Annotated in this window: 22 protein-coding genes and 1 tRNA gene; 12 read left to right on the top strand and 11 right to left on the bottom strand. The window is 56.2% G+C overall.

The window, feature by feature from the left end:
* Window position 1 precedes the first annotated feature (1 nt).
* The 6 genes from sapB to DBY66_RS01035 all read left to right on the top strand — a co-directional run bounded on the left by sapB (window position 2) and on the right by DBY66_RS01035 (window position 5,888).
* Entirely contained in the window at window positions 2-967 is a 966-nt protein-coding gene (sapB, locus tag DBY66_RS01060; RefSeq protein ID WP_108569350.1) for a putrescine export ABC transporter permease SapB, read from the top strand.
* Window positions 954-1,844: a putrescine export ABC transporter permease SapC gene (gene sapC, locus DBY66_RS01055; protein ID WP_039384510.1), complete on the top strand. Its 891-nt coding sequence runs from the start codon at window positions 954-956 to the stop codon at window positions 1,842-1,844. The genes sapB and sapC overlap by 14 nt, the downstream gene beginning before the upstream one ends.
* On the top strand, window positions 1,844-2,839 hold the full coding sequence (gene sapD, locus DBY66_RS01050) for a putrescine export ABC transporter ATP-binding protein SapD (protein ID WP_039384513.1): 996 nt from the start codon (window positions 1,844-1,846) through the stop codon (window positions 2,837-2,839). The genes sapC and sapD overlap by 1 nt, the downstream gene beginning before the upstream one ends.
* Window positions 2,839-3,642: a putrescine export ABC transporter ATP-binding protein SapF gene (gene sapF, locus DBY66_RS01045; RefSeq protein WP_039384515.1), complete on the top strand. Its 804-nt coding sequence runs from the start codon at window positions 2,839-2,841 to the stop codon at window positions 3,640-3,642. The genes sapD and sapF overlap by 1 nt, the downstream gene beginning before the upstream one ends.
* A 141-nt stretch (window positions 3,643-3,783) precedes the next feature.
* Window positions 3,784-4,572 (top strand): enoyl-ACP reductase FabI, encoded by a 789-nt coding sequence (fabI, locus tag DBY66_RS01040; RefSeq protein WP_039384517.1) that lies wholly within the window; start codon window positions 3,784-3,786, stop codon window positions 4,570-4,572.
* A gap of 194 nt (window positions 4,573-4,766) precedes the next feature.
* A complete protein-coding gene (locus DBY66_RS01035) occupies window positions 4,767-5,888 on the top strand; it encodes an oxidoreductase (RefSeq protein ID WP_108569351.1) in 1,122 nt (373 codons plus the stop codon).
* Here the strand turns inward: DBY66_RS01035 and DBY66_RS01030 are convergent.
* The 4 genes from DBY66_RS01030 to DBY66_RS01015 all read right to left on the bottom strand — a co-directional run bounded on the left by DBY66_RS01030 (window position 5,879) and on the right by DBY66_RS01015 (window position 10,643).
* Window positions 5,879-6,775, bottom strand: a complete 897-nt coding sequence (locus DBY66_RS01030) for a LysR family transcriptional regulator (protein WP_108569352.1) — start codon at window positions 6,773-6,775, stop codon at window positions 5,879-5,881. The two genes, DBY66_RS01035 and DBY66_RS01030, sit on opposite strands and share 10 nt — an antisense overlap.
* Before the next feature lie 509 nt (window positions 6,776-7,284).
* Complete coding sequence (locus DBY66_RS01025) at window positions 7,285-7,713, bottom strand: cell envelope integrity TolA C-terminal domain-containing protein (protein WP_108569353.1); 429 nt, start codon at window positions 7,711-7,713, stop codon at window positions 7,285-7,287.
* A 544-nt stretch (window positions 7,714-8,257) separates the two neighbouring features.
* Window positions 8,258-8,332, bottom strand: a tRNA-Lys gene (locus tag DBY66_RS01020).
* Between the two features lie 721 nt (window positions 8,333-9,053).
* On the bottom strand, window positions 9,054-10,643 hold the full coding sequence (locus tag DBY66_RS01015; RefSeq protein WP_104085012.1) for a PTS transporter subunit EIIC: 1,590 nt from the start codon (window positions 10,641-10,643) through the stop codon (window positions 9,054-9,056).
* A gap of 242 nt (window positions 10,644-10,885) precedes the next feature.
* Between DBY66_RS01015 and DBY66_RS01010 the strand changes: the two genes are divergently transcribed.
* From DBY66_RS01010 to pdeR, 5 genes are all read left to right on the top strand, one after another.
* Window positions 10,886-13,195, top strand: a complete 2,310-nt coding sequence (locus DBY66_RS01010) for an FdhF/YdeP family oxidoreductase (protein WP_108569354.1) — start codon at window positions 10,886-10,888, stop codon at window positions 13,193-13,195.
* Between the two features lie 124 nt (window positions 13,196-13,319).
* Window positions 13,320-15,254: an exoribonuclease II gene (locus tag DBY66_RS01005; protein WP_108569355.1), complete on the top strand. Its 1,935-nt coding sequence runs from the start codon at window positions 13,320-13,322 to the stop codon at window positions 15,252-15,254.
* 180 nt (window positions 15,255-15,434) lie between these two features.
* Window positions 15,435-17,501, top strand: a complete 2,067-nt coding sequence (locus tag DBY66_RS01000) for a carbon starvation CstA family protein (RefSeq protein ID WP_108569356.1) — start codon at window positions 15,435-15,437, stop codon at window positions 17,499-17,501.
* Entirely contained in the window at window positions 17,494-17,790 is a 297-nt protein-coding gene (locus DBY66_RS00995; RefSeq protein WP_039384547.1) for a CstA-like transporter-associated (seleno)protein, read from the top strand. The genes DBY66_RS01000 and DBY66_RS00995 overlap by 8 nt, the downstream gene beginning before the upstream one ends.
* A 153-nt stretch (window positions 17,791-17,943) precedes the next feature.
* Window positions 17,944-19,926 carry a cyclic di-GMP phosphodiesterase gene (pdeR, locus tag DBY66_RS00990; protein ID WP_039384551.1) on the top strand — a complete coding sequence of 661 codons (1,983 nt, stop codon included), beginning with the start codon at window positions 17,944-17,946 and terminating at the stop codon, window positions 19,924-19,926.
* A 15-nt stretch (window positions 19,927-19,941) separates the two neighbouring features.
* Here the strand turns inward: pdeR and DBY66_RS00985 are convergent, their stop codons facing one another.
* Together DBY66_RS00985 and araD are read right to left on the bottom strand one after the other, a co-directional pair.
* A complete protein-coding gene (locus tag DBY66_RS00985) occupies window positions 19,942-20,808 on the bottom strand; it encodes a crotonase/enoyl-CoA hydratase family protein (RefSeq protein WP_039384553.1) in 867 nt (288 codons plus the stop codon).
* 313 nt (window positions 20,809-21,121) lie between these two features.
* Window positions 21,122-21,817 (bottom strand): L-ribulose-5-phosphate 4-epimerase, encoded by a 696-nt coding sequence (gene araD / locus DBY66_RS00980; RefSeq protein WP_039385955.1) that lies wholly within the window; start codon window positions 21,815-21,817, stop codon window positions 21,122-21,124.
* A 316-nt stretch (window positions 21,818-22,133) separates the two neighbouring features.
* Here araD and osmB point away from each other — a divergent pair, with 316 nt between their 5' ends.
* The gene (gene osmB / locus DBY66_RS00975) at window positions 22,134-22,352 is read left to right on the top strand and encodes an osmotically-inducible lipoprotein OsmB (protein ID WP_039384556.1); all 219 of its coding nucleotides are present in this window, start codon (window positions 22,134-22,136) and stop codon (window positions 22,350-22,352) included.
* Between the two features lie 62 nt (window positions 22,353-22,414).
* Here osmB and yciH read toward each other — a convergent pair whose 3' ends face one another.
* The 5 genes from yciH to pgpB all read right to left on the bottom strand — a co-directional run bounded on the left by yciH (window position 22,415) and on the right by pgpB (window position 26,003).
* Window positions 22,415-22,738, bottom strand: coding sequence for a stress response translation initiation inhibitor YciH (gene yciH / locus DBY66_RS00970; RefSeq protein ID WP_039384559.1), 324 nt, complete (start codon window positions 22,736-22,738; stop codon window positions 22,415-22,417).
* Entirely contained in the window at window positions 22,738-23,445 is a 708-nt protein-coding gene (pyrF, locus tag DBY66_RS00965) for an orotidine-5'-phosphate decarboxylase (protein ID WP_039384561.1), read from the bottom strand. The genes yciH and pyrF overlap by 1 nt, the downstream gene beginning before the upstream one ends.
* Before the next feature lie 187 nt (window positions 23,446-23,632).
* Window positions 23,633-24,802, bottom strand: coding sequence for a lipopolysaccharide assembly protein LapB (gene lapB, locus DBY66_RS00960; RefSeq protein ID WP_039384563.1), 1,170 nt, complete (start codon window positions 24,800-24,802; stop codon window positions 23,633-23,635).
* 6 nt (window positions 24,803-24,808) lie between these two features.
* A complete protein-coding gene (locus tag DBY66_RS00955; protein WP_039384565.1) occupies window positions 24,809-25,114 on the bottom strand; it encodes a LapA family protein in 306 nt (101 codons plus the stop codon).
* A gap of 124 nt (window positions 25,115-25,238) precedes the next feature.
* Entirely contained in the window at window positions 25,239-26,003 is a 765-nt protein-coding gene (gene pgpB, locus DBY66_RS00950) for a phosphatidylglycerophosphatase B (RefSeq protein ID WP_108569357.1), read from the bottom strand.
* Between the last annotated feature and the right edge of the window lie 80 nt (window positions 26,004-26,083).

Below are 26,083 nucleotides of genomic sequence, written 5' to 3'. Positions count from 1 at the left end.
GATGATTATCTATTTACTGCGCCGTTTGCTGCTGCTGGTGATCACCCTGTTTCTGCTGTCGCTGGTGAGCTTCAGCCTGAGCTATTTCACCCCAAACGCGCCGCTCGAAGGCGCGTCGCTTCTCGATGCGTGGTGGTTCTGGACCCAGGGTTTGCTGCAGTTTGATTTTGGCGTCTCCAGCATTAACGGGCTGCCGGTTGATCTGCAGCTGCGTGAAGTTTTCCCTGCCACGCTGGAGCTGTGCGTTCTTGCGTTTGTGCTCGCGCTGCTGGCCGGGATCCCGCTCGGTATCTGTGCCGGCGTGATGCGTAAAAAATGGCCGGACAGAGCGATCAGCGCGCTGGCGCTGCTGGGCTTTTCCATGCCGGTATTCTGGCTGGCGCTGCTGTTTACCCTGTTTTTTTCACTAACGCTCGGCTGGCTGCCGGTATCGGGTCGATTCGACCTGCTTTATCCGGTGCAGAATGTCACCGGGTTTGCGCTGATCGACGCCTGGCTGAGTCCGTCGCGCTGGCGTCATGAGATGCTGCTGAGCGCGCTGTCACATATGGTGCTGCCGGTGATCGTGCTCGCCGTGGCACCCACCACCGAAGTGATCCGGCTGCTGCGCATCAGTACCAGTGAAGTGATGGATAAAAATTATGTTAAAGCGGCGGCTACCCGCGGCCTGTCGCGCTTCACCGTAATCCGCCGTCACGTACTGCATAACGCCCTGCCACCGGTGATCCCGCGGCTGGGACTGCAATTTTCGACCATGCTGACGCTGGCGATGATCACCGAAGTCGTTTTCAACTGGCCGGGTCTGGGACGCTGGCTGATTAACGCCATCCGCCAGCAGGATTATGCGGCCATTTCCGCCGGCGTAATGGTGGCGGGCGGGCTGGTGATTATCGTCAGCGTTCTCTCTGATATTCTTGGCGCCGTCCTGAACCCGCTAAAGCACAAGGAGTGGTATGCCCATCGATAACGTTTACGCCGAGAAGCGGCTGCCAAGCACGCTGCGCCTCAGCTGGCATCACTTCTACCGCGATACGGGCGCGATGATCGGCCTGTATGGCTTTGGCACGCTGCTGCTGCTCTGCCTGTTTGGCCGGCTGATCGCGCCGTATGGCATCGATCAGCAGTTTCTGGGCTATCAGCTGCTGCCGCCCTCCTGGTCACGCTACGGCGACGTCTCATTTTTCCTCGGCACTGACGACCTGGGCCGTGATGTGCTGAGCCGCCTGCTGAGCGGCGTGGCACCGACGGTGGGTTCCGCGCTGGTGGTGACGCTGCTGGCCGCGCTGGCCGCGCTGCTGCTGGGTATTCTGGCGGGCATGACGCGCGGCGTGCGTTCCGCCGTGATGAACCACGTTCTGGATACGCTGCTGTCAATTCCGTCACTGCTGCTGGCGATTATCGTGGTTGCTTTTCTCGGGCCGCAGCTGGCGCACGCCATGCTGGCGGTGCTGCTGGCGCTGATCCCGCGGCTGGTACGGGAGATCTACACCGCCGTGCACGATGAGCTGGAGAAAGAGTATGTTGTGGCGCTGCGTCTGGACGGCGCCCGCAATCTCAGCATTCTCTGGAACGCGGTGCTGCCCAATATCCTGCCGCTGCTGATTGGTGAGTTTACCCGCTCACTGTCGATGGCAATCCTGGATATCGCCGCGCTGGGCTTCCTGGACCTGGGCGCACAGCTTCCTTCGCCGGAATGGGGAGCGATGCTGGGAGATGCGCTGGAGCTGATCTATGTTGCGCCCTGGACGGTGATGCTGCCGGGTGCGGCGCTGATGATAAGCGTCCTGATTGTTAACCTGCTGGGCGACGGTATCCGTCGCGCGGTTGAGGCAGGAGCTGAATAATGCCGCTACTGGATATCCGCAATCTGACGATTGAGTTTATGACGCCCGAAGGGCCGGTCAAGGCGGTGGACCGCATTAACCTGACGCTGAGCGAGGGAGAGATCCGCGGGCTGGTGGGGGAATCAGGCTCCGGAAAAAGCCTGGTGGCTAAAGCGATCTGCGGCGTAACGAAAGATAACTGGCGTGTAACCGCCGATCGTATGGTGTTTGACGACATCGATCTGCAGCGTCTTTCGCCGCGCGAACGGCGTAAAATCATGGGGCACAATGTCTCGATGATTTTTCAGGAGCCGCAATCCTGTCTCGATCCCTCGGAGAGCGTCGGCCGCCAGCTGATGCAGGCGATCCCACGCTGGACGCATAAGGGCCGCTGGTATCAGCGCCTGTGGTTCTGGCGCAAAGCACGCGCTATTGAATTACTGCACCGGGTAGGTATTCGCGATCACAAAGATATTATGCGCAGCTTTCCCTACGAACTTACCGAGGGTGAGTGTCAGAAAGTGATGATAGCGATTGCGCTGGCAAATCAGCCGCGCCTGCTGATTGCCGATGAGCCGACTAACGCCATGGAGCCTACCACCCAGGCGCAGATATTTCGCCTGCTGAGCCGCCTGAACCAGAATAACAACACCACGATTCTGCTGATCAGCCACGATCTGCGCACCATGAGCAAATGGGCTGACCGCATTAACGTGATGTATTGCGGACAGACGGTGGAGACCGCGCAGAGCGAAGAGCTGATGAGCACGCCGCACCACCCCTACACGCAGGCGCTGATCCGCGCGATGCCCGATTTTGGCAGCGCGCTACCGCACAAAAGCCGTCTGAACACGCTCTCCGGCGCGATTCCGTCGCTGGAGCATCTGCCGATTGGCTGCCGGCTCGGCCCGCGCTGCCCCTACGCGCAGCGCAAATGCGTTGAAACGCCGCGCCTGACCGGCAGTAAATCGCATCTGTTTGCCTGTCACTTTCCGCTTAACCGGGAGCGTCAGTAATGGAAACCCTGCTGGAAGTACGCAACCTGAGCAAAACCTATCGCTATCGCACCGGGCTGTTTCGTCGCCAGCACGTCGAGGCGGTAAAAAATGTCAGTTTTACGCTGCGTGAAAAGCAGACGCTGGCAATCATTGGCGAGAACGGCTCCGGCAAATCCACGCTGGCCAAGATGCTGAGCGGCATGGTGGCTCCCAGTGCCGGTGAAATGCTGATTGACGATCATCCGCTGAGCTATGGCGACTACGGCTATCGCAGCCAGCGCATCCGGATGATTTTTCAGGACCCGTCGACCTCGCTGAATCCGCGCCAGCGCGTCAGTCAGATCCTCGACCTGCCGCTGCGTCTGAATACGGAGCTGGATGATGAGGCGCGCGAGCAGCGTATTATCAGCACGCTGCGTCAGGTCGGGCTGCTGCGCGACCATGCAGGATACTATCCGCATATGCTGGCGCCGGGCCAGAAGCAGCGCCTGGCGCTGGCGCGGGCGCTGATCCTGCAGCCCAAGGTGATCGTGGCCGATGAGGCGCTCGCCTCGCTGGATATGACCATGCGCTCTCAGCTGGTTAACCTGATGCTGGAGCTGCAGGAGAAACATGGCATCGCCTATATCTACGTCACGCAGCATCTTGGCATGATGAAACATATCAGCGATCAGGTGCTGGTGATGCATCAGGGTGAAGTGGTTGAGCGCGGCGGCACCGCAGATGTTTTAGCCTCGCCGCTGCATGAGCTGACCAAAAGGCTCATCGCCAGCCACTTTGGTGAAGCGCTGACCGCTGAAGCCTGGCGGCGCGCGCTCTGAATGCCGCCCGTCTCGCGGAAAACGCGGTGCGGTTTACCGTATTTGACACAGACGTGCTAGAATCCGCACGTCGATTAACGTCGGTCGTATACTTTTTAATCATCACGACCGCCAACAACAATGACCATAAGGATTACAGCTATGGGTTTTCTTTCCGGTAAGCGCATTCTGATTACTGGCGTTGCCAGTAAACTCTCCATCGCCTACGGTATTGCGCAGGCGATGCATAAGCAGGGCGCAGAACTGGCTTTCACCTACCAGAACGACAAACTGAAAGGTCGTGTGGAAGAGTTCGCTAAAGAATTGGGTTCAGACATTGTTCTGCCTTGCGATGTGGCAGAAGATGAGAGCATCACTGCCCTGTTCACTGAGCTGGCAAAAACCTGGCCAAAATTTGACGGTTTCGTGCACTCTATCGGCTTTGCCCCGGGCGATCAGCTGGATGGTGACTACGTCAATGCCGTGACCCGCGAAGGTTTTAAAATCGCGCACGACATCAGCGCTTACAGCTTCGTGGCGATGGCCAAAGAGTGCCGCGCGATGCTGAACCCGAATGCAGCCCTGCTGACCCTCTCTTATCTGGGCGCAGAGCGTGCTATTCCAAACTACAACGTTATGGGTCTGGCGAAAGCGTCGCTGGAAGCTAACGTACGCTACATGGCTAACGCAATGGGTCCGGAAGGCGTGCGCGTCAACGCCGTATCTGCGGGTCCAATCCGTACCCTGGCTGCCTCCGGCATCAAAGATTTCCGTAAGATGCTCTCTCACTGTGAAGCGGTTACCCCGATTCGCCGTACGGTGACCATTGAAGACGTAGGTAACTCTGCGGCCTTCCTGTGCTCCGACCTGGCAGGTGGTATCACCGGTGAAGTTGTTCACGTTGATGGCGGCTTTAGCATCGCTGCAATGAACGAGCTGGAACTGAAATAAGTTCTGCAGGGGCGAGCCTGACTCGCCCCACTCCCTCTCTGACCGCACTATATACCCATTCGATATTAATTATTCCCCTTCATTCTTTTGCCTGCGCCTGACCATCAGCGACGATAAGCCTGCCCCCGAGTGGCGACACGCTTTTCAGAATTTCCCGTCGTACGCTCAGCCCGAATTTAGCGAAAGGATGGATTATGGAACAACGCCGTTTTACCGGCCATAACCTCTGGCTGTATGAAAGCCAGGCTCGCCCATACACCTCCACCACCGCCCCGCTGGTCCCCGAGGCCGCCCTGGTTAACGATCGATTCCTGCTCGGCCTGCAGCAGGAAGCAACGGTTTTACAGCCGCTGTTTCGCCATTTTCAGCCGGCGCTGCTGGCGGCTCGCGATGTAAGCCAGCTGCTGTTTCCTGACAGCCTGACGGCATCGCACACGCATACGCTGACACTCTACGACCGGCTGAGTGCGGCCCTGACGGTCGCCCAGGTAGCGGGCGTTCAGCGCCTGTGCAATCACTACTCAGCGCGCCTCAACCCGCTCCCCGGTCCCGACTCTTCCCGCGAGAGCAACAATCGCCTGACGCAGATGACGCAGTATGCTCGTCAGCTGGCGATGCAGCCGGCGCTGATTAACGCTCACAGCCTCGGCGCGCTGGAGGCGGTGGGACTGACAGAGCCCGATATCATTACGCTGACCCAGATTATCGGTTTCACAGGATTCCAGGCGCGGATGGTGGCTGGCGTGCAGGCGCTGCTGGCACAGCCGGTACGCTGGATCCCCGGCGCATCAGTGCCGCCCGACGCCTGCGCCACGCTGTTTGCTGAAGATAATCTCTGCTCGCCCGGGCTGAAGCCGCTGGAGCGACGCTACGCCAGCCCGCAGCAGCTGAGCGCGCAGGCTGACTGTCTGAACGATAGCGATCTGGAGCCGCTGAGCTGGCTGCTGATGTATGATGCGCCGGTTCTGAGCGGCCTGCAGCGCCTGAAACAGCAGCTGATGCCGGTTAACCCTGAGGCGGAGGCGCTGGCGCTGGCGGTCAGCGCGCGTATTCACGGCTGTCGTCAGCGTTTTACACGCTACGCCGGTGAGTGGCGGGAAGCGTTGCTGGCTGACGCTGCGCATCATCGCGACGCGGTGGCTGCGCTGAGCGGGCAGCTGACGCGTCAGCCCGATCGGTTTAGTGCCGCCCACCTGCAGCCGCTGATCAACAGCGGCTGGGATCATACCGCCCTGTTTACGCTGTTGCAGAGAGTGGCGCTGGCCAGCTGGGAAGACCGGCTTACTATGGCGCTGGCAGAGACGCGTCAGTCATGAAGATGGCGGCGCGCCTCATCAAAAAAGTGCTGCGCCAGCGGTGAGGCACGTCCCGGCTCTGCGATTACCAGCGCAGCCTGTCGTCCCATTGGTGCCATATCGATCGGGCGGCGTGCCAGATTCTGCAGCAGCTCTGGCAGCAGATGCCCGCACGGTGAAACCATCACGCCGAGGCCAACCTGCGCGCTCTGCAGCAGCTGCATAATGGATGCGCTCTCAACTATTACACGCGGCAGCAGGCCGGTTTCGCGCAGCTGGCCATCAAGATAACGCCGGAAATAGCGCGTGGGTTCAGCCAGACAGAGCGGCTGCGCCGCCAGGGTATGCAGTGAGAGCCGCTGCTGCTTCAGCAGCGCCGGAAAGTGCTGCGGGTTAAAAATCGCTTCCACCCCGCCGTCGTTCAGCAATGCCGTCTGAAAGTGCAGCTCGCGCAGGGACGTCAGCTCAAAAAAGCCGATCCCGCCGTCGACGGTATGGCTGTTTAGCGCTTCCAGTAGCTGATCGGCGCTCATCGCCGCGACGCGGTAGTCCAGCTGAGGATAGCGCGTCTCGACCGCTTTAAGCAGCGCCGGCAGCGCCACGCTGCACTGCGGCATCACGCCCAGCCGCAGCGTGCCGTTTACGCCATGTTTGAGAGATTCAACCTCCAGCTTCAGTCCCTGATAGACGGAAACAATTTCCCGCGCCCAGGTCAGCACCCGTTCACCTTCCGGGGTAAAGCCGTCAAAGTTATTACTGCGGTTAATCAGCGATAACCCCAGCTCACGCTCGAGGTTTTTGAGCCGCATTGAGAGCGTGGGCTGGCTGACAAAACTCGCTTCTGCCGCCCGACCAAAATGGCGCTCCCGCTCAAGATTACACAGGTAAATTAATTGTTTTATGTCTATTTTGATTACCTATCAATGACTTATGAACTATAAAACATCTGATAAAATTATTATGTACTAACCTGCGTAATAAATAAAAAATTGCTCAGATACAGAGTGCGGATCATCAGGTAGCTCAGCATGAATGTCAAAATGAAACATCTCTGTTCCGCATCTCGCACGTTACCTTCTCATTACGATGACATCATTCAGCGGCTCACCTTCGATCAACTCACCCTCTTCTTTCACCAGGCTATTGCGATACACCTTCCCCGGTCCTGAATAGCCGTTCTACTGATACGCAATCCTGTTTCCAGGCTTTACCGCTGCAGCTGAGACCTGCTTCCCATTGATTAATACACCGTGATGTGGCAGATGCCTGGCTTATTAATTCCAGCAAAAAACCGCCTGGGGGCGGTTAAAAAACGGTGTGAATCGCTGCTCTTTGGCTGAATTACAACCTGCCAATGGCCGCTACTCCTTGCTGGATAATTCGTTAGCCGATTTTCTCCAGAGAAGCCCGACTCTTTCTACTGAGGTGCGACACGAACTGGTATAACTTCATTCATGCTTTTCGGACGCATAGGAAATGTTTCTGACTCTATGGCTCCCTTTATAGCGTCGACTGCTGCAGCACAGAGCTTTTGGTTTCCTTCAAGCACCATGACATCCGTAGGCTGCTGGCCTACTGGCTGTGTAACTTGCAGGGTGCAGATCTTGCCTCGGTATAGATCAGTATCAAAGAGGCGATATTGTATGGCAGAAGTGAACTGGCATACCCACAGAAGTGTATCTCTGTCTGCTTTCGCCTGAGGAATTTGCGACTCACATTGATTCTTCAACTCGACCGCAGTTGGAAATTTAGAAGATTGCTTCGCCTTTAGTCTGGCCTGAGATTGCGGATTAGACTGACAACCAGCCAGCAGTACGACAAGAGCTAAAAAAAACGATTTTTTCATCATGGCTTCCATGCGGGTAATTTGGTCTCTTATATCACCCAAATTACCCGCATGGAAAGTTGCACCTAACCAGGGCTAACATTCCCTGAATGCATCGTGCTGCGAGGCTCTGTTTTCGTCAATCCTGCTGATGGATCTCAATTTGCCGTTGCATTTATTCAGTGAATCCAGCAGCAGGAAGTTAAGCAGGATGCTGTCACCCCAGGTCGTCAGTTTCGGAAGAGCCGGCACCGGGCAATTACTGAGCAGGCTTGCCGGTATCGGCAGCTGCGGCTCCTTTTCTGTGCAGGGATTGATGACAGGGTGAACAGAACAAGCCCGGTTAAACTTCTCACTGCCACCTGAGGAACTTCCCTGATCCTTCCCGCCGCTAAATGCCCGATGCAGCTTTAGTTGATCATAATGAGAAGGCCGCGATTACGGCTATTCGCGTGTAAAAGATGCCCGCTGTCTAACGGATAGATTTGAAATCGCTTTGACTGGCGGGGGTGAAAACGAAAAAGGCACTGCCGATGCAGTGCCTTTAATGTTGCAAAATGAGGGCTGGACCGCCGTCGGGGATTTTAACCCCGCTCTCTGCCCTAAGTAGCCAGCGCTCTGTCCAATGAGCTAACGGCGGATAACTGTGGTGCCAGACGTTTTCAGATTGCTGTTAAAGCAGCTGGTGAGCCTTACCCGATGGCAAACTGATACTGCCCGCGAAGGCAATTTAACGTATGACCTGATTATAACATATTGGTTACCCGACGATGCCGGGACAGAGCAAACAGAGGGGCAAGCGCGGTCTGGCCAGCTGTCAGCTGGCTCTGCCTGAGCCGGTAAGCGATACGGGCTGGGGGATAACTCATAAGCATTAATGATAAATAAACATTTACTTATAGGATTATTCTGATACATTAGGTGTGCAAAGATTGCACACAGCAAAAGGACTATAAAAATGAAAAAAGTCGCCACGCTTCTGGTTTTAACTGCAGCATTTGTTTTTTCAACGGCAGCGGTTGCCTGTCCTAAAGGGACCCACCCTCACGGCGGTACCGGCTCGCACCATGCTGGCGGTACGTGTTACTGATTCCTGTAAGTGCGTTTACAGGATAAAGAGCCAGCGTTGTTCTCAGCCAGCCCACCGACAGGTGGGTTTTTTATGCACTCTGCGCTTCATAACCGGTAAGCGCTGCGCACAAAAAAGCTGCCCGCAGGCAGCTTCAGGGTAATGCCCTACCCGGCGCTTATCTCCGGCACTCGCAATGGCTTAGCTCTTGAAAGGGCAGCGTTACTATCGCAAATATCCGCCCGACGCTTTTAACAATGATTGCGATCCTCACTATTAGCAGGCTTACAAATCAGCTTACCCCGAGCGCCTGTTTGACTTCATTCGCAATTTTTTCAACCTGCGGGCCATAGATCACCTGCACATCATGTTCCGTCACGCGGTTAACGCCGTTAGCTCCGGTGGAAAGCAGCGTCTGATCAACTACCTCATTCATTGCCTTGACGCGTACCCGCAGGCGGGTAAAGCAGCAATCGACTTCCTCTATATTCGCTTCGCCGCCCAGACCGCTGATAATGACTCTGGTACGATCGTCTGCCGTGACCTGCAGCGCTTTCTGCTCATCTTCACTCTCGCGTCCCGGCGTCTCTACCCCCATACGCGTGATGACCAGGCGAAACAGATAGTAATAAAGCGGCGCGTAACAGGCACCCAGCACCAGCGTCCACCACCAATGGGTCTTACTGCCGCCGAGAATGCCGAATACCACCAGATCGATAGCGCCGCCCTGCACGTTGCCAATCATCAGGTGCAGCATCGACATCAGCATAAACGAGAGGCCGGTCAGCAGCGCATGCAGCACATAAAGTACTGGTGAGACAAAGATAAAACAGAACTCCAGCGGCTCAGTAATACCGGTGGTAAATGAGGTCAGCGCCCCCGCCAGCACCAGCGCTTTTACCCGCTGCTTATGCTCCGGACGGGCCGTATGGTAGATCGCCAGGGCGGCGGCCGGCAGACCAAACATCATGACCGGGATTTTGCCCTGCGCCAGAAACTGCGTGGCGGTGCGTACGGTGTCATCCGGAATCGCCCCCGGATGCGTCAGCGAACTGTTAAAGATATTGAGCGCGCCGACGACGCTCTGTCCCTCGACGGTGGCCATCCCGCCAATCGGAGTAAAGCGCACCGTCTCGTTCAGAATATGGTGCAGGCCGGTCGGGATCAGCAGCCGTTCGCACGCTCCCAGCAGAAAGGCGCCATATTGCCCGCTTTTACCAATCATCTCTCCGACCCAGGCAATACCGGCTCCGATAGTTGGCCAGATGAGCGCCAGCAGCACGCCCGCCAGCGGCAGCACAACCACGGTAATAATCGGCACAAAGCGGCGTCCGCCAAAAAAGCTGATCGCCACCGGAAGCTGCTGAGTATAAAAGCGGTTGTGCAGTACTACCGTAAGCAGCCCGGCAATCACCCCGCCCAGTACGCTCATGTTGTAGGTAAAAATGCCCAGCATCTGGATATATTCTGCCGACAGCATCATCGCGCTGGTTTGATCCATCCCCGCCTGCTGCAGCGCCTGCGGCGTGGTGGTTGCGGCGGTCAGCCCTTTGGCTGCCAGGGTGGCGCTGATGCCTGTGTTCATCATCAGATAACCAATGACGGCGGCAAAAGCGGCCGTGGGTTTCTCCGCTTTCGCCAGCCCGATTGCGCTGGCAACGGCAAAGAACAGCGGCAGGTTGGCAAAAAGTGCACCGGCAACCTTGCGGATAAAGCCGATGATCAGCTGTGGCACCTGCATCTGTGCAAAGGCTTCACCGGTGATCGCCGGGTTCTGCAGCGCGGCGGCCAGTCCGAGAAATATGCCAGCGGCGGCGATAACCGAGATAGGCATCATCAGCGCTTTACCAAACGCGTGGATCTGGCTGGTGAGTTGTTTCATGACGCGCTCCTTCACACGGTGAAAGAGCAATTATTAGCCACTATTACGCTGCTTACGCAGCCGCGTGTCTCTCAGAGCTGAGGTAATTTGAAGTAGATCACAGTTTGCCGCCATGGCGATAAACGCCGCCTATCGCTCAATTAAGTCAATCAATTAGACAACCTCTGTTCTCAGTCGCACACTTCTTTTCAACAGAAGACATATTCTGATAACAACTCATAAACAATAAGCCTGCGACTACCATGAAATTTAAACGTAAAATTCAGCCTTACCGCGCTGCTGCTGGCGGCTGGGGTTCACTGGAAGCGACCACCCGTTTCGTATTTGACAGCAAAGCTGCCCTGAAAAATATGCGTAATCTGATGCGCATGAACAAAGCGCGCGGCTTCGACTGCCCCGGCTGTGCCTGGGGCGATGATAATAAAAGTACGTTTAGCTTCTGTGAGAACGGCGCCAAAGCGGTGACCTGGGAAGCGACGCGACGCGTGGTCGAGCCTGAGTTTTTTGCTCAGCACAGCGTCAGCACGCTCTATCAGCAGAGCGACTATTTTCTCGAGTATCAGGGGCGTCTGACGCATCCGATGCGCTATAACAGCACCACTGATCACTATGAACCCATCAGCTGGGATGCGGCGTTTGCGCTGATTGCTCAGCACCTGAAAGCGATGGACCATCCCGATCAGCTGGAACTCTACACTTCCGGGCGCGCCAGCAATGAAGCCTCCTGGCTCTATCAGCTGTTTGGTCGTGTGATGGGCACCAATAACTTCCCTGACTGTTCCAACATGTGCCATGAAGCCAGCGGCAGCGGCCTGAAACGCAGCATCGGTGTCGGAAAAGGCACCATTCGTCTCGACGATTTCGATCACGCTAACGCCATTTTTGTGCTCGGGCAAAACCCGGGGACCAACCATCCGCGCATGCTGCACAGCCTGCGTCATGCTGCCGATCACGGCGCTAAAATTGTGACATTTAATACCCTGCGTGAACGTGGTCTGGAGCGCTTTGCCGATCCGCAAAAGCCGCTGGAAGTGGTCACATCCAAAGCTGGCACCATCAGTTCCGCCTACTATCAGCCCAACCTCGGTGGCGATATGGCCGCCCTGCGCGGCATGGTGAAAGCGCTGCTGGAAGTGGAGCGCGCGCGCCTTGCTGCCGGTGAGCCGGGCATTTTCGATCGGACGTTTATCGCCGCAAACACGCAGGGCGTTGAGGCCTATCTGGACGCGGTAGATAACACCTCGTGGCAGCAGATTGTGCAGCAGTCGGGCCTGAGCGAAGCGCAGATCCGCGAAGCGGCGGCCATTTATCAGAGCACGGAACGGGTGATTATCACCTGGGCGATGGGGATCACGCAGCATAAGCACTCCGTCGACACCGTACGCGAAATCGTCAACCTGCAGCTGCTGTTTGGTCAGCTGGGTAAAAAAGGTGCCGGCCTCTGCCCGGTACGTGGCCACAGCAACGTGCAGGGCAACCGCACCATGGGCATCGATGAAAAGCCTTCTAAGCCTTTCCTTGATGCCATGGGCGCCCATTTTGGTTTTGAACCCCCGCGTAATGCCGGTCACAATACCGTTGAAGCGCTGGGCGCCATGCTGCGTGATGAAGTGAAAGTGCTGATTGCTCTCGGCGGCAATCTGGCGGCGGCAGCGCCCGACTCTCCGGTTACGGAAGCCGCGCTGCAGCACTGTGGTCTGACGGTGCATATCAGCACCAAGCTCAACCGCAGTCATCTGGTGCCGGGTCATGAAGGGCTGATCCTGCCTACGCTGGGCCGCACCGAGCGCGATCGTCAGGCTGGTGGTAATCAGTTCATTACCGTTGAGGACTCATTCAGTATGGTTCACGCTTCAGAAGGCGTGGGCATCCCGCTGGCGGAGACGCAGCGTTCAGAAACCGCCATTGTGGCAGGTATCGCCCACGCGACGCTGGGCAGCGATCATATCGACTGGCTCGGCATGGCGGCGGACTACAATATTATCCGCGATCATATCGCCGCAACGATCCCGGGCTTTGCTGATTTCAATACAAAGTGCGACCAGCCTGGCGGTTTTTATCTCGGCAACGCGGCGGCAGAGCTGCGCTTTAATACGCCATCGCAGCGTGCTGAATTCAGCGCGTCCGCCCTGCCCGACTCGCTGTTTCCTCAGCTCGGCAGCGACGTGACCGTGCCGTTTACGCTACAGACGCTGCGTTCACACGATCAGTACAACACCACGATTTACGGTCTCGACGATCGTTATCGCGGCGTCTATGGTCAGCGTGAAGTGGTGTTTATTCATCCTGAGGATATGGCGGCGCTGGGCTTTACCGAAGGTCAGCAGGTGGATATTGAAACCCTCTGGAATGATGGCCTGACCCGTCGCGTCAGCGGCTTTAAACTGGTGCCTTACAACATTCCGCGCGGGAATCTCGCAGCCTACTATCCGGAAACCAACCCGCTGGTACCGCTCTCAAGCTACGGCGATATCAGCGGAACGCCGACCTCTAAATCGGTGCCGGTGAAGCTCACGCTTAGCGCCGCCCTGCCCACGCAGCGTATCGCCTGATTACGCGTTATTCTCTGAAACAAAAGCCGCGCTCTGCGGCTTTTTAACCCGTTTTAACCTTGCCGCGCGCCCCTGATTCGCGTAAAACTGTCCACCGCTCTTAGGCCACGAAACTGACTAAATTATGTTCCAGGATAACCCGCTGCTCGCGCAGCTGAAAGAGAAGCTTCACGCGCAGACTCCGCGCGCCGAAGGCGTTGTGAAAGGCACAGAAAAAGGCTTTGGCTTCCTTGAAGTTGATGCTCAGAAAAGCTACTTCATTCCGCCACCGCAAATGAAGAAAGTGATGCACGGCGATCGTATCACCGCGGTGATCCACACCGATAAAGATCGTGAAAGTGCAGAGCCGGATACCCTGATTGAGCCGTTTCTGACGCGCTTCGTCGGCCGGGTGCAGAAAAAAGACGATCGTCTCGCCATCGTGCCGGATCATCCGCTGCTGAAAGATGCCATTCAGTGTCGCGCCGTGCGCGGTCTGACGCACGATTTCCGGAACGGTGACTGGGCTGTGGCTGAAATGCGTCGCCATCCGCTGAAAGGCGATCGCGGCTTTTATGCTGAGCTGACTGAATTTATCGTTACCGCAGACGACCACCTGGCGCCGTGGTGGGTCACGCTGTCGCGCCATAACCTGGAGCGCGAAGCGCCAGAGAGTGAATGCGGCGAAATGCTGGATGAGCAGCTGACGCGTGAAGATCTCACCGCGCTGAACTTTGTCACCATCGACAGCGCCAGTACGCAGGATATGGACGATGCGCTCTATGCGGAAGCGCAGGCGGATGGCAGCCTGCTGCTGACCATCGCTATTGCCGATCCGACCGCTTACGTAGCGGAAGGCAGCGAGCTTGATAAGCTGGCCGCCCGGCGCGCGTTTACCAACTACCTTCCCGGCTTTAACATTCCTATGCTGCCGCGCGAGCTCTCCGATAATATCTGTTCGCTGCGCCCGCATGAGAAACGTCCGGTGCTCGCCTGCCGGGTGACGGTCCAGCCGGATGGCGCACTCGCTGACGACGTGCATTTCTTTGCAGCCTGGATTGAATCCAAAGCCAAACTGGTTTACGACAACGTCTCAGACTGGCTGGAAAACAGCGGCAGCTGGCAGCCGGAAAATGAGGCGATTGCTGAGCAGATCCGTCTGCTGCATCGTCTCTGCCTGGCGCGCAGTGAATGGCGTCAGACCCATGCGCTGGTATTTAAAGATCGCCCCGATTTCCGCTTCCTGCTGGGAGAGAAAGGCGAAGTGCTGGATATTATCGCTGAACATCGTCGTATCGCTAACCGCATGGTTGAAGAGGCGATGATTCTGGCCAACATCTGCGCGGCGAACGTGCTGCAGAAAAAACTGGGTTTTGGCATCTATAACCTGCACACCGGCTTCGATCTGGCCAACGCTGAACAGGTAGCCGGCGTGCTGGCTGGTCACGGCATTACCGTCGATCCGCAGGCCATTACGACACTGGAAGGGTTCCGTCAGATGCGTCGCGAACTCGACGCGCAGCCGACACAGTATCTCGACAGCCGCATTCGCCGTTTCCAGAGCTTTGCTGAGATTGGCACCGAACCCGGCCCGCACTTTGGTCTGGGTCTGGATGCCTATGCGACGTGGACCTCACCTATCCGTAAGTTTGGCGATATGATCAACCATCGCCTGCTGAAAGCTATTGTACGCGGTGAGAGCATTGCCCGTCCGCAGAGTGACGTTACGGTTATCATGGGTGAGCGTCGCCGCCTTAACCGGATGGCTGAGCGCGATGTGGGTGACTGGCTTTATGCGCGTTTCCTGACGCCTTTCGCCGGCAGCGAGCGCAAATTCAGCGCCGAGATCATTGATGTATCGCGCGGTGGTATGCGCGTACGCCTGCAGGAAAACGGTGCGGTGGCCTTTATTCCGGCGCCGTTTATTCATGCGGTACGCGATGAGCTGGTCTGCTCGCAGGAGAGCGGCACGGTGCAGATTAAAGGTGAAGTGGTGTATCGCGTCACCGATATCATTGATGTCACCATCGCCGAAGTGCGCATGGAGACCCGCAGCGTGGTTGCCCGCCCGGCAGCCTGACGGCGCTCATAGTGCGGGATAACAGATGTTATCCCGCCTCTTCTTTTCTGCTCTGCTTTAAAATTTGTATCGCGCTTCACACTTCTGCTTTTACTACCTTTCGTTAACATTTTTTTACCTTACTTTTAACTCGTTGTATTTCGCTTGCCTGTTTTTCCGGCCTCTACAAGGAGTTAACTCATGAACAACGTCAAAACCGGCATCGTCTGGTTAGCAGTGGCGTTAATCGGTGCTGGCGCATTTGCCATGCTTGCGCTCAGTCGCGGCGAACATGTCAATGCGGTCTGGCTGGTTATTGCATCGGTCGCCTGCTACAGCATCGCCTACCGCTTCTATAGCCTGTTTATCGCCCGCCGCATCTTCGAACTTGACGATCGCCGCCGTACGCCGGCAGAGCGACTCAGCGATGGTCTGGATTATGTTCCGACCAACAAATGGGTGCTGTTTGGTCACCACTTTGCCGCCATTGCCGGTGCAGGACCGCTGGTCGGACCGATCCTGGCGGCACAGATGGGCTTTCTGCCGGGCACTATCTGGATCCTGGTGGGGGTGATGCTCGCCGGCGCGGTGCAGGACTTCCTGATCCTGTTTATCTCTACCCGCCGTGACGGGCGCTCGCTGGGTGAAATGGCGCGCCAGGAGCTGGGCTCTTTTGCTGGCGTGGTGACGATGCTCGGTGCGCTGGGCGTGATGATCATTATTCTCTCTGCGCTGGCGCTGGTGGTGGTTAAAGCACTCGCTAACAGCCCGTGGGGACTCTTCACCATCGCAGCCACCATTCCCATTGCGCTGTTTATGGGCGTCTATATGCGCTTTCTGCGTCCGGGAAAAATTGCTGAGGTTTCCCTTATCGGTTTTGTACTGATGATAGCAGCGATTATCTATGGAGGCGATGTGGCCGCCGATCCTTACTGGGGCCCCTTCTTTACCCTTAAAGGCACAGAGCTGACGTGGGTGCTGGTGATCTACGGTTTCGTCGCCTCTTCGCTGCCGGTCTGGCTGCTGCTGGCACCGCGCGACTACCTCTCCACCTTCCTGAAGATTGGCGTTATTGTCGGGCTGGCAATAGGAATTCTGTTTGCTATGCCGGAGCTGAAAATGCCGGCGGTCACAAAATTCATTGATGGCACCGGCCCGGTGTTCTCCGGTGCGCTCTTCCCGTTTTTGTTTATCACTATTGCCTGCGGGGCTATCTCCGGGTTTCATGCGCTGGTCTCCAGCGGCACCACGCCTAAACTGGTAGAGCGCGAAAGCCATATCCGGTTTATCGGTTACGGCGCCATGCTGATGGAGTCGTTCGTGGCTATTATGGCGCTGATCTGCGCCTCGGTACTGGACCCGGGCGTCTACTTCGCCATGAACTCCCCGGCTGCGCTGATTGGAACCACCGTCGAGAACGCGTCGCAGGTGATTAATGGCTGGGGCTTTGTTGTCACGCCGGAGATGCTGAGCGGCATTGCACGTGACGTCGGTGAAAGTACGGTGCTCTCACGCGCCGGTGGCGCACCCACCTTCGCCGTGGGTATGGCACACATCATCACCGAGGTATTCAACAGTCGCGCGATGATGGCGTTCTGGTATCACTTTGCCATTCTGTTTGAGGCCTTATTTATCCTGACCGCCGTGGATGCCGGCACCCGCGCCTGCCGTTTTATGGTGCAGGACTTAGTGGGTACCGTGGTTCCGGCAATGGGCAGCAACCGCTCCTGGCTGGGGAATATGGCCGGCACCACCGTTGCCGTTGCCGGCTGGGGCTTTTTTGTCTATCAGGGGGTGGTCGATCCGCTGGGCGGGATCAATACGCTGTGGCCGCTGTTCGGCATTGGTAACCAGATGCTCGCCTCAATGGCGCTGATCCTCGGGACAGTGGTGCTGTTTAAGATGAAAAAACAGCGCTACGCGTGGGTCACTATTCTCCCTACCGCATGGTTATTTATCACCTCGATGACCGCGGGCTGGCAGAAGATTTTTCATGAAAAACCCGCCATCGGCTTTCTGGCTCAGGCGCGCAAATTTCAGCAGGGCATCGACAATGGCATCGTGATCGCCCCGGCCAAAAGCGTGGCGGATATGCAGACCATTATCTTCAGCAATCAGATCAACGCGGCGCTGTGCGGCTTCTTTATGCTGGTTGCAGTCACCATGCTGGTTGCCGCCTTCTTTGTTATTCGTCGTGCGCTCCGCAGCACGTCACCGACCGTGCGCGAAGCAGAGGTTTCACTGCGTAAGGAGGTACGCAATGTCTGAGTCCATCTATCGCTGGACGCCTCCCGGCGCAGGCTGGCAGATAAAGCGCTGCTTACTGATAGTGAGTGCCGCTGATACCCCGCCGCTCTCCCGCTGGCAGCAAATCTGGCGCGGATTGCAGCAGAGCTTTCGTTTAATGGTTGGCGTGCACGATTATCAAACTTATCTGAAGCATATGCGCCTCCATCATCCTGAAACGCCGCCCATGGATGAGCGCACTTTTCACCGGCACTGTCTCAATGCCCGCTTTCCGAGCCAGGCTGGAAACCCCGGCAGATGTCCCTGCTGATGATTATAAGCCCCGTTTTCGGGGCTTTTTCGTGCCATTCTTTAATAAAAACAAAAATATATTCGGTTTGCATCTTGTGCTTACGCAGGAGGTTGAATACTGTTGCTAAAATAATGAGATAGAGTCTTAGAGACATGGCCGGAGGAAGTTTAAATGACCGATGAACAGGGGCAAACCTTGCTGTATGCCTTGTTTGGCACCACCAGCCCCCATTGGCGGTTAACCTCTGACAGTGACGCACTGCATTTTGCCGAAGATGAAAATGCCAATACCAATCTGGCCGTTTCGCTTACTCCGGCGCAGGCCAGTCTGTTACGGGCGATGACGGTGATCACCTCCAGCATTAATCTTACTCTGCCGCTGCACGGAACCCCGGTGCCAATGCACTTTGTCGGACGTAAAGTGAACCAGTCTACCTGGGCCGGCACCGCCTCTGCATGGGGTGATACGTCGTCGGTTGCCCGCGATCTCACCCAGGGACTCTCTTTCGCCGAACAGGTGGTATCTGAAGCTAACTCGGTTATCGTTATCCTCGACCAGCGCGGTAACATTCAGCGCTTTAATCGTTTGAGTGAAGAGTATACCGGCCTGAAAGAGCAGGAAGTTATCGGTCGTAACGTCTTTCAGCTATTTATGACCCGGCAGGAGGCGCAGGCTTCACGCCGTAATATCACCGGTTTTTTCCGCGACGGAAATTCGTATGAAGTTGAGCGCTGGGTCAAAACCAAAAAGGGTCAGCGACTGTTTCTGTTCCGTAATAAGTTCGTTCACAGCGGCAGCGGGAAAAATGAAATTTTCCTCATCTGTTCTGGTACGGATATCACCGAAGAGCGACGGGCACAGGAGCGGCTTCGGGTGCTGGCAAATACCGATACGGTCACGGGTTTGCCTAATCGTAACGCTATTCACCAGCAAATTAGCCTGGCACTGGAGCTGGCGAACGGTTCTCAGACCGGCGTGGTCTACCTCGATCTCGACAATTTTAAAAAGGTAAATGACGCTTACGGTCATATGTTCGGCGATCAGCTGCTGCAGGCGGTATCGCTGGCTATCCTCAGCTGCCTGGGCAAAGATCAGACGCTGGCGCGTCTTGGCGGCGATGAATTTGTGGTGCTGGCTGAGCATACCAGTCAGGCGGCGCTGGAGGCGATGTCGTCGCGTATCCTTGAGCGGCTGCGGCAGCCCTTTCGCATCGGGCTTATTGAGGTTTACAGCGGCTGTTCTATCGGGATCTCACTGGCTCCCCTGCATGGTGAAGATCGCGAAAGCCTGATCCGCAATGCGGATACGGCCATGTATCATGCCAAAGAGAATGGCCGCGGCAAGTTCTGCATCTTCACCAGCGAAATGAACAAGCGGGTCTTTGAATACCTCTGGCTCGATACCAATCTGCGTAAAGCGCTGGAGCAGGATCACCTGGTGGTCTATTACCAGCCTAAGGTCGATCGCGACGGCGAGGTGCGCAGCGCCGAAGCGCTGGTACGCTGGAACTCTCCGGAACGCGGCATGGTCTCGCCCGGCGACTTTATCCCCTATGCCGAAGAGTCCGGTCTCATTGTCCCGCTGGGCCGCTGGGTCATGCTTAATGTGCTGCAGCAGATTATAAAGTGGCGCAGTGAAGGCATTTTTCTGCGCGTTGCCGTCAACGTCTCCGCGAAACAGCTTATCGATCAGAGCATCTACAGCGATTTGAAAAATGCGCTGGGCGAAGCGGGGCTGACGGAATCCCCGATCGATATTGAATTAACTGAAAGCTGCCTGATTGAGAATGAAGCGGGTGCGCTTAAGCTCATGAAACAGTTTCAGGAGCTTGGGGCGCAGGTACATCTTGATGACTTTGGCACCGGCTACTCCTCCCTTTCTCAGCTGGCACGGGTACCCATTGATGCCATTAAGCTGGATCAGAGTTTTGTCCGGGATATCAACAAACAACCGGTTTCGCAATCTTTAGTGCGCGCGATTGTGGCGGTTGCCAAAGCCCTTGAGCTGCAGGTGATTGCAGAGGGTATTGAAACCAAAGCGGAAGAGAAATTTGTTCTCACTAACGGTGTGGATGGGCGCCAGGGCTATTTTTACGCCAAACCAATGCCCGCAGAACAGCTCGGGCATTGGCTGAAGCATCCTGCCCGTGTTTAACGCTGCGCGGAAGTGTTATCCGGCTTTACGTAATGAAGCACTGTGGCGATTTTGTAACTGCACCAGGCGCTCCATATAGGCGATATCCTTGGGTTCAAGCGTAAAGGCATAATCTACCCAGTCCTCCGTAATATCCATCAGTTCAGCACGTGACAGCTGCAGTACGCGCTGGCGCGCTTTCAGCATGGCACGCACGCCATTCAGCTTCGGCCGTAAGGTATCGATAAAGGTGCGCGTCGCGCGGTACGCTTCACCCGGCTGGAACACTTTATCGACCAGGCCGCGCGTCTCATACCACTCTGCACTGTGCGACTCTCCTTCACAGATCAGCTCTTCCGCCAGCTTCATACCGGAACGACGCGCGACCAGCGAATAGCCACCCATTCCCGGGAACAGATTAAACGCAATCTCCGGGAAACCGAGACGCGCGCTGTTCTGTGCCAGAATGAAATGGTGCGCCAGCGCGGCCTCAAAGCCTCCGCCCAGAGCGCTGCCTTCAATCATCGCCAGCGTTACCGCGCCAGTATCAAACCCGCGAGCCGCCGAGTGAATGCAGTCGACGCAGGCCCGGGCATAGGCACGCAGCGCTTCGCGACGGTTGTTGCGAATGCACTCAACAAAAAAGCGCAGATCGCCACCGGCGTTGAACATCTGTGGGACTAAAGAGCCGGTTACCCAGAAATCGATCGGCAGTCCGGAGCGCTGAGCCGTATAGCTCAGGTTCATGATCTCCTCGATTAATTCATGGTTGAAGCTTGGGCGTGGCTGAGCCCGCAACATCATCCACATGGTGCGACGCCCTTCCTCGTAGTAAGCAACAAGTTGGGTGGTCTGTCCCGCTTCGGTAAACAGGCGGCAGGTTGGTTGGTTAATAACGGTCATAGTCTCATCCTCTAATATTTATGTGATGCGTTTAACGCCACATCAGCGTAATGCAGAGTGAGGCCAGACCAAATGAGAGATTGATTTATAAAGCAAAATCCAGAAGTATCCCTGAACAGGGGGGTGAAAAATCATTAGCGCCATTTCAGGATAGAGCAGAGCGAAAGCCAGAGTACATGAGATCGCCTAACGCGTTGTGAATAAAGACGATTTAGCACACTGCACGCGCGTGAATCACGCATCGTTAGCCAGGAATTTACTGATGCAGCGATAAAAAAAGCGCCCGCAGGCGCCTGAGGCTGTAAGAACAGCCTTATTGTCCATACCACGCATTTTTACCATGTTTGCGCAGGTAGTGCAGATCCAGCAGATTTTGCGAGATAGGCGGGAGTTCAGCTCGCAGCTGTTCGGTATGCAGCGCCATATAGGCGACCTCCTCCAGGACCACCGCACTGTGTACTGCCGCCGCCGCATCGCTGCCCCATGCGAAAGGCCCGTGAGAGTTAACCAGCGCTGCGGGAATTGCGGCGGGCTGAATATTACGATGGGCAAAAGTTTCGATGATGACCTGTCCGGTATTCCACTCATACTCCTGCTCGATCTCCATGCGCAGCATGGCGCGGGTGCAGGGGATCGTGCCGTAGAAATCATCCGCGTGGGTCGTGCCCCAGGCGGGTATGTCGCGTCCTGCCTGTGCCCAGATGGTTGCATGCCGCGAGTGCGTATGAACGATACCGCCAATATCGGGCCACGCCTGATAAAGCGCACGATGCGTGGCCGTGTCCGATGAGGGTCGTAGCGCGCCTTCGATCACCGCACCACTCTCCAGATCTACCACTACCATGTCATCCCGCTGCATCTTTTCATATCGCACCCCTGAAGGCTTGATCACCAGTACACCCTGCTCTCTGTCAATGGCGCTGACGTTGCCCCAGGTGAACGTGACCAGGTTGTAGCGCGGTAAATCGAGATTCGCTTCCAGTACCTGCTGCTTTAGCGCTTCCAGCATCATTGTTCTCCACCAGTCTGTGATAGAGAGATTGTGCGCAGAGAGGGGATCGGATGTTATGGAAGGAATGGCTGAATGCTCAGTGGAAAGTCGCTGTCTCGTCATAAATGCGGCGCAGATTCAGCGTTTTCTGTCTGACGACTGCGCCGCAGCGTTTAAAATTAAACAGGACCATTCGGTTTCAGGATATTTACGCTGGCAGACAGCATAAACCCGGCGGCCTGGCCCAACTTTTCCATCCGGGAATAAAGAACTTTGCCGTCGGGCATCTATACTTATTGCTGTTGCCTCTGAGCCAATCATCAAGGAGATATCTATGACTACAACAGTGAAACGTGTATCCGTTGCCGTGCTGGCAGCAACATTAGTTGTTGCGCTGAGCGGCTGTTCAAACTGGTCTAAACGCGATCGCAACACGGCAATTGGTGCCGGTGCCGGTGCTATTGGTGGTTCAGTCCTGACCAACGGCAGTGGCCTGGGTACCGTGGGCGGCGCGGCGGTGGGCGGTATTATCGGCCATCAAATCGACCGTTAATTTTTTGCAGGCTACACAGCAGACACCCTTTTGTCCGGGCCACAATGCGTGGCCCGCTTTCATTAACCGCCCGCCAGCTTAACCTTCATGCCTTTGGCTTCGAGCAGCGTTTTGAGCAGGTCACGTTTATCCCCCTGAATCTCAATCACGCCCTCTTTTACCGCCCCCCCGCAGCCGCACTTTTTCTTCAGTTCTGCGGCAAGAGTAGCCAGCGCGCTGTCGTCCAGATCGATACCGGTGATCAGACAGACGCCCTTGCCTTTACGTCCGCTGGTCTGACGCTGAATGCGTACAATACCGTCGCCGCGCGGTCGCTGTGGCTTCTCCTCTGCCGGCACAATACGCCCGCTGTCGGTGGAGTAAACCAGTGGATTGTCCTGCGCCATTACGCCTCCTGTAACGATGTAATAATCTGCTGCAGCGTGGCAGCGGGATCGGCTGACTGCGTAACCGGACGGCCGATAACCATATAATCAACCCCGGCCTGCTTCGCCTGCAGGGGCGTCATAATACGGCGCTGATCGCCAGCGTCGCTGCCTGCCGGTCGAATACCGGGCGTGACCAGCGCAAATTCGCTGCCGAACGCCTGTTTGAATGCAGCCGCTTCATGGGCTGAGCAGACGACACCATCCAGGCCACACTGTTGCGTGAGGCGCGCCAGCCGCTCTGCCTGTTGCGCCGGTGACAGGGTGATGCCCAGTCCGCGCAGATCCTCTTCATCCATGCTGGTCAGCACGGTTACAGCAATCAGCAGCGGTGCATCTTTTCCAAAAGGCAGCAGCGCCTCGCGTGCAGCCTGCATCATGCGTGCTCCCCCGCTGGCGTGCACGTTCACCATCCAGACGCCCAGCTCTGCGGCAGCGGCTACGGCATGTGCGGTGGTGTTGGGGATATCGTGAAATTTCAGATCGAGAAAGAGATCGAATCCGCGTGCCTGCAATGTCCGGACCACTGACGGACCAAACAGCGTGAACATCTCTTTGCCTACTTTGAGGCGACACTGAGCAGGATCAATACGGTCCACAAATCGCAGTGCGTCATCCAGATTACTGTAGTCGAGCGCCACCAGAATGGGTGAAGGGGTTACAGACATAACGTTTCCTCATAAGCAGGCACAGGGGCAACAAACGGCCTGCATTCTACCTGCCATGCTGCGGCAGAACAATCTTACGCCCGGGATACGTGACCTGTTGAGCCATATGCCGGTGTCTGATGCGCGATAAGGCGATTATTAGAAAAGTACGTTGTAACTATTGTGCCTGTTTTTTTTAAAATAGCTGTTACTGCCCGTCAAGTCCTCTGATCGGTTTTATTGAAGACCATGCCCGGCAGGATGGGCAGTGCCAGTAAAGTGCGTAGGCGGTAAAACCGCATTTATGGCAACGATAGCGCGGTTTGGTGCGGATCTGTTCACCAACCATATCGCGCAGAACCATCAGACTCTCTTTTGCCCGGCCATCTTCCGCTTCATGCAGGTGAAAGTCCATTAGCCGGTGGAAGACGCGCATGGTCGGATGACGCTGCAGCTGGCGATTAATATAGAGCTGTGCCGCTTCCGGCCCCTGCTGCTGCTCCAGAATATCTGACAGATAGAGCTCAGCGGCGGCACCGGTATTCTCTTCGGTACAGCGCTGCAGATAACCGGCCCACACCTCTGGCTGCGCCAGCCGCTGATAGCAGGTTTCCAGCATCGGCAGCGTTTCGCTGACCAGTTCTTTATCCTGATCCAGCACCCGCTGCAGACGCTGTGCTGCTTTCGCATACTCCCCCTGCTCCATCAGGATGCGTCCCATCATGATGGAAACGCGCGCGCTCTGATGATCGGCCGATTCACCTTTTTTCAGCAGCGACATTGCGCGATCGAGATCGTCACTGCTCATCGCCTGCAGCGCCAGCTCACAATAGAAGTGCGCAATCTCGCCTTTTTGCTTCTCTTTTCCCAGTTTTACCAGCTTCTCAGCAACGTCGATCGCTTTCTGCCAGTCGCTGGTTGCCTGATGAATCAGCAGCAGCTGCTGCAGAGCGGCAATGCGAAAATCGGTTTCATCCGTTAGCTGACTGAACATATCTTCTGCGCGATCGTAGAGGCCCGCCGCCATATAGTCGCGGCCAAGCTGCTGAATCGCCAGCAGTCGCTGGTCGTAGGTAAGCGAGGCGCTTTCCATCAGCGACTGGTGAATACGTATAGCGCGATCTACCTCGCCGCGTGAGCGAAACAGATTACCGAGCGTCAGGTGCGCCTCAACCGTACCACTGTCTTCTTTCAGCATGTCGAGAAACAGATCGACGGCTTTATCCTGCTGATTTGAAAGCAGAAAGTTTACCCCGGCCACATACTCTCGTGACAGGCGGTTCGCTTCCTGTTGCTTATTCTGGTACGCGCTGCGTCGTCCCATATACCAGCCGTAGGCCGCTGCGACCGGGAGAAGCAGAAACAGCAATTCATGCATTGAACATTAATCCCGACGACCTGTAGTCGATACGGTGGTGGCTGCCGAAGCGTGTTCGTTTTGCGCCTGCATACGCTTCAGTTTACGCTGAGCATGTGCCAGTGAAACGCGGATGCGTAACCAGAATAGTCCGCAGATTGCCCAGCCCAGTAAAAAACCGGCGCCAAACAGCACCGCAAGCAGCGTGGAGATACGAAATTCACCCTGCGCCAGCAGATAGTTGAACGTCACCACCTGATCATTGTGAGCACCCAGCGTCACTGAAATGATAAAAATGACCAGTACCACCAGAAAAATCAGCAAATATTTCACAATGCGTCCTGTCGTAGAGTTTCCAATAGAGTATGCCAAAAAAGCGCGTACCATGCTGCTTTCACGTTATCAGTTAGCTGGCTTTGCGCAAGCGTAATCAGCTATATGGGGGCAGTTCGGCTGATTACAATCCATCGTCCCGCGCTTTGACTTCGCGCTGCTCATCAGGCGGAAGCGTAAGCGGACCGCAAAAGCGCTGCGCCAGCCAGGTCGCGACGGTCACCAGCAGCCAGGAGATAAGGGTTGCGACAATCAGGTCGCGCGGCCAGTGCATACCCAGCACCAGCCGGCTGCCCATCACCATAATGGCCCAGCTGAACAGCACCACCAGCGTCACCACCCGGCGACGCGGCCAGAGCAGGCCCATTGCCAGCAGCGCCCAGCTGGCAGCAAACATAGTATGGCCGGAAGGAAAAGCAAATCCTGTTTCAAATGCCCAGTGCTGCTTTAACCAGCGGGGAATTTGCGTATCGCTGGCCAGCAGCCCATTAACCATCTCGCCCCGCTGTTGCCGTTTCAGCTGATAAAATTCATCGTTGCTGATGCCATGCTGCTGCTCCAGCCAGACCACATAGGGTCGCGGCTCCTGCACCTGCTCTTTAATCCATGACTTCGTGTACTGCCCGGCGAGAATCGCGCCATTCATGATAATCAGCAGCAGGATAGCAGGCTTAAGGCGGAAGCGCAGACACCACAGCATCCAGGCGCTCAGCACGCTGCTGGTGATAATCCCCCACGGGCTGGTGACGGTTTCCGTCATCCAGAACAAAAAGCGCAGCACTCCCCCGCTTTCACCCGGCTGCCATTGCCAGCCCGACAGCCAGACGCAGAGTGGCATCGCAATTAATAAGAGGGCACCCAGAGTCGTGCGCTGCACTATTTTCAACATACTTTGGCTTTTCCTGCGAGTTATGATGCGTTTACTGAATAACTTTAGCTGAAAAAAGAATAACATACCTAAAGCGGCTT

The organism is Pantoea sp. RIT413 (genome assembly GCF_003057675.2).
Classification (GTDB): Bacteria; Pseudomonadota; Gammaproteobacteria; order Enterobacterales; family Enterobacteriaceae; genus Pantoea; species Pantoea eucrina.
Note: the sequence above shows the minus strand (reverse complement) of the source record. Positions and strands in the feature narration are given on the sequence as shown.

Coding starts and splice junctions, on each gene's coding strand:
- DBY66_RS00985 (WP_039384553.1), bottom strand. CDS start 20,808: ATGACCGTTATTAACCAACCAACCTGCCGCCTGTTTACCGAAGCGGGA.
- pyrF (WP_039384561.1), bottom strand. CDS start 23,445: ATGTCTGTAACCCCTTCACCCATTCTGGTGGCGCTCGACTACAGTAAT.
- pgpB (WP_108569357.1), bottom strand. CDS start 26,003: ATGTTGAAAATAGTGCAGCGCACGACTCTGGGTGCCCTCTTATTAATT.
- DBY66_RS01025 (WP_108569353.1), bottom strand. CDS start 7,713: ATGAAAAAATCGTTTTTTTTAGCTCTTGTCGTACTGCTGGCTGGTTGT.
- DBY66_RS01005 (WP_108569355.1), top strand. CDS start 13,320: ATGTTCCAGGATAACCCGCTGCTCGCGCAGCTGAAAGAGAAGCTTCAC.
- pdeR (WP_039384551.1), top strand. CDS start 17,944: ATGACCGATGAACAGGGGCAAACCTTGCTGTATGCCTTGTTTGGCACC.
- DBY66_RS01000 (WP_108569356.1), top strand. CDS start 15,435: ATGAACAACGTCAAAACCGGCATCGTCTGGTTAGCAGTGGCGTTAATC.
- osmB (WP_039384556.1), top strand. CDS start 22,134: ATGACTACAACAGTGAAACGTGTATCCGTTGCCGTGCTGGCAGCAACA.
- DBY66_RS01010 (WP_108569354.1), top strand. CDS start 10,886: ATGAAATTTAAACGTAAAATTCAGCCTTACCGCGCTGCTGCTGGCGGC.
- yciH (WP_039384559.1), bottom strand. CDS start 22,738: ATGGCGCAGGACAATCCACTGGTTTACTCCACCGACAGCGGGCGTATT.
- sapF (WP_039384515.1), top strand. CDS start 2,839: ATGGAAACCCTGCTGGAAGTACGCAACCTGAGCAAAACCTATCGCTAT.
- sapB (WP_108569350.1), top strand. CDS start 2: ATGATTATCTATTTACTGCGCCGTTTGCTGCTGCTGGTGATCACCCTG.
- araD (WP_039385955.1), bottom strand. CDS start 21,817: ATGCTGGAAGCGCTAAAGCAGCAGGTACTGGAAGCGAATCTCGATTTA.
- fabI (WP_039384517.1), top strand. CDS start 3,784: ATGGGTTTTCTTTCCGGTAAGCGCATTCTGATTACTGGCGTTGCCAGT.
- lapB (WP_039384563.1), bottom strand. CDS start 24,802: ATGCATGAATTGCTGTTTCTGCTTCTCCCGGTCGCAGCGGCCTACGGC.
- sapC (WP_039384510.1), top strand. CDS start 954: ATGCCCATCGATAACGTTTACGCCGAGAAGCGGCTGCCAAGCACGCTG.
- DBY66_RS01035 (WP_108569351.1), top strand. CDS start 4,767: ATGGAACAACGCCGTTTTACCGGCCATAACCTCTGGCTGTATGAAAGC.
- sapD (WP_039384513.1), top strand. CDS start 1,844: ATGCCGCTACTGGATATCCGCAATCTGACGATTGAGTTTATGACGCCC.
- DBY66_RS01015 (WP_104085012.1), bottom strand. CDS start 10,643: ATGAAACAACTCACCAGCCAGATCCACGCGTTTGGTAAAGCGCTGATG.
- DBY66_RS00995 (WP_039384547.1), top strand. CDS start 17,494: ATGTCTGAGTCCATCTATCGCTGGACGCCTCCCGGCGCAGGCTGGCAG.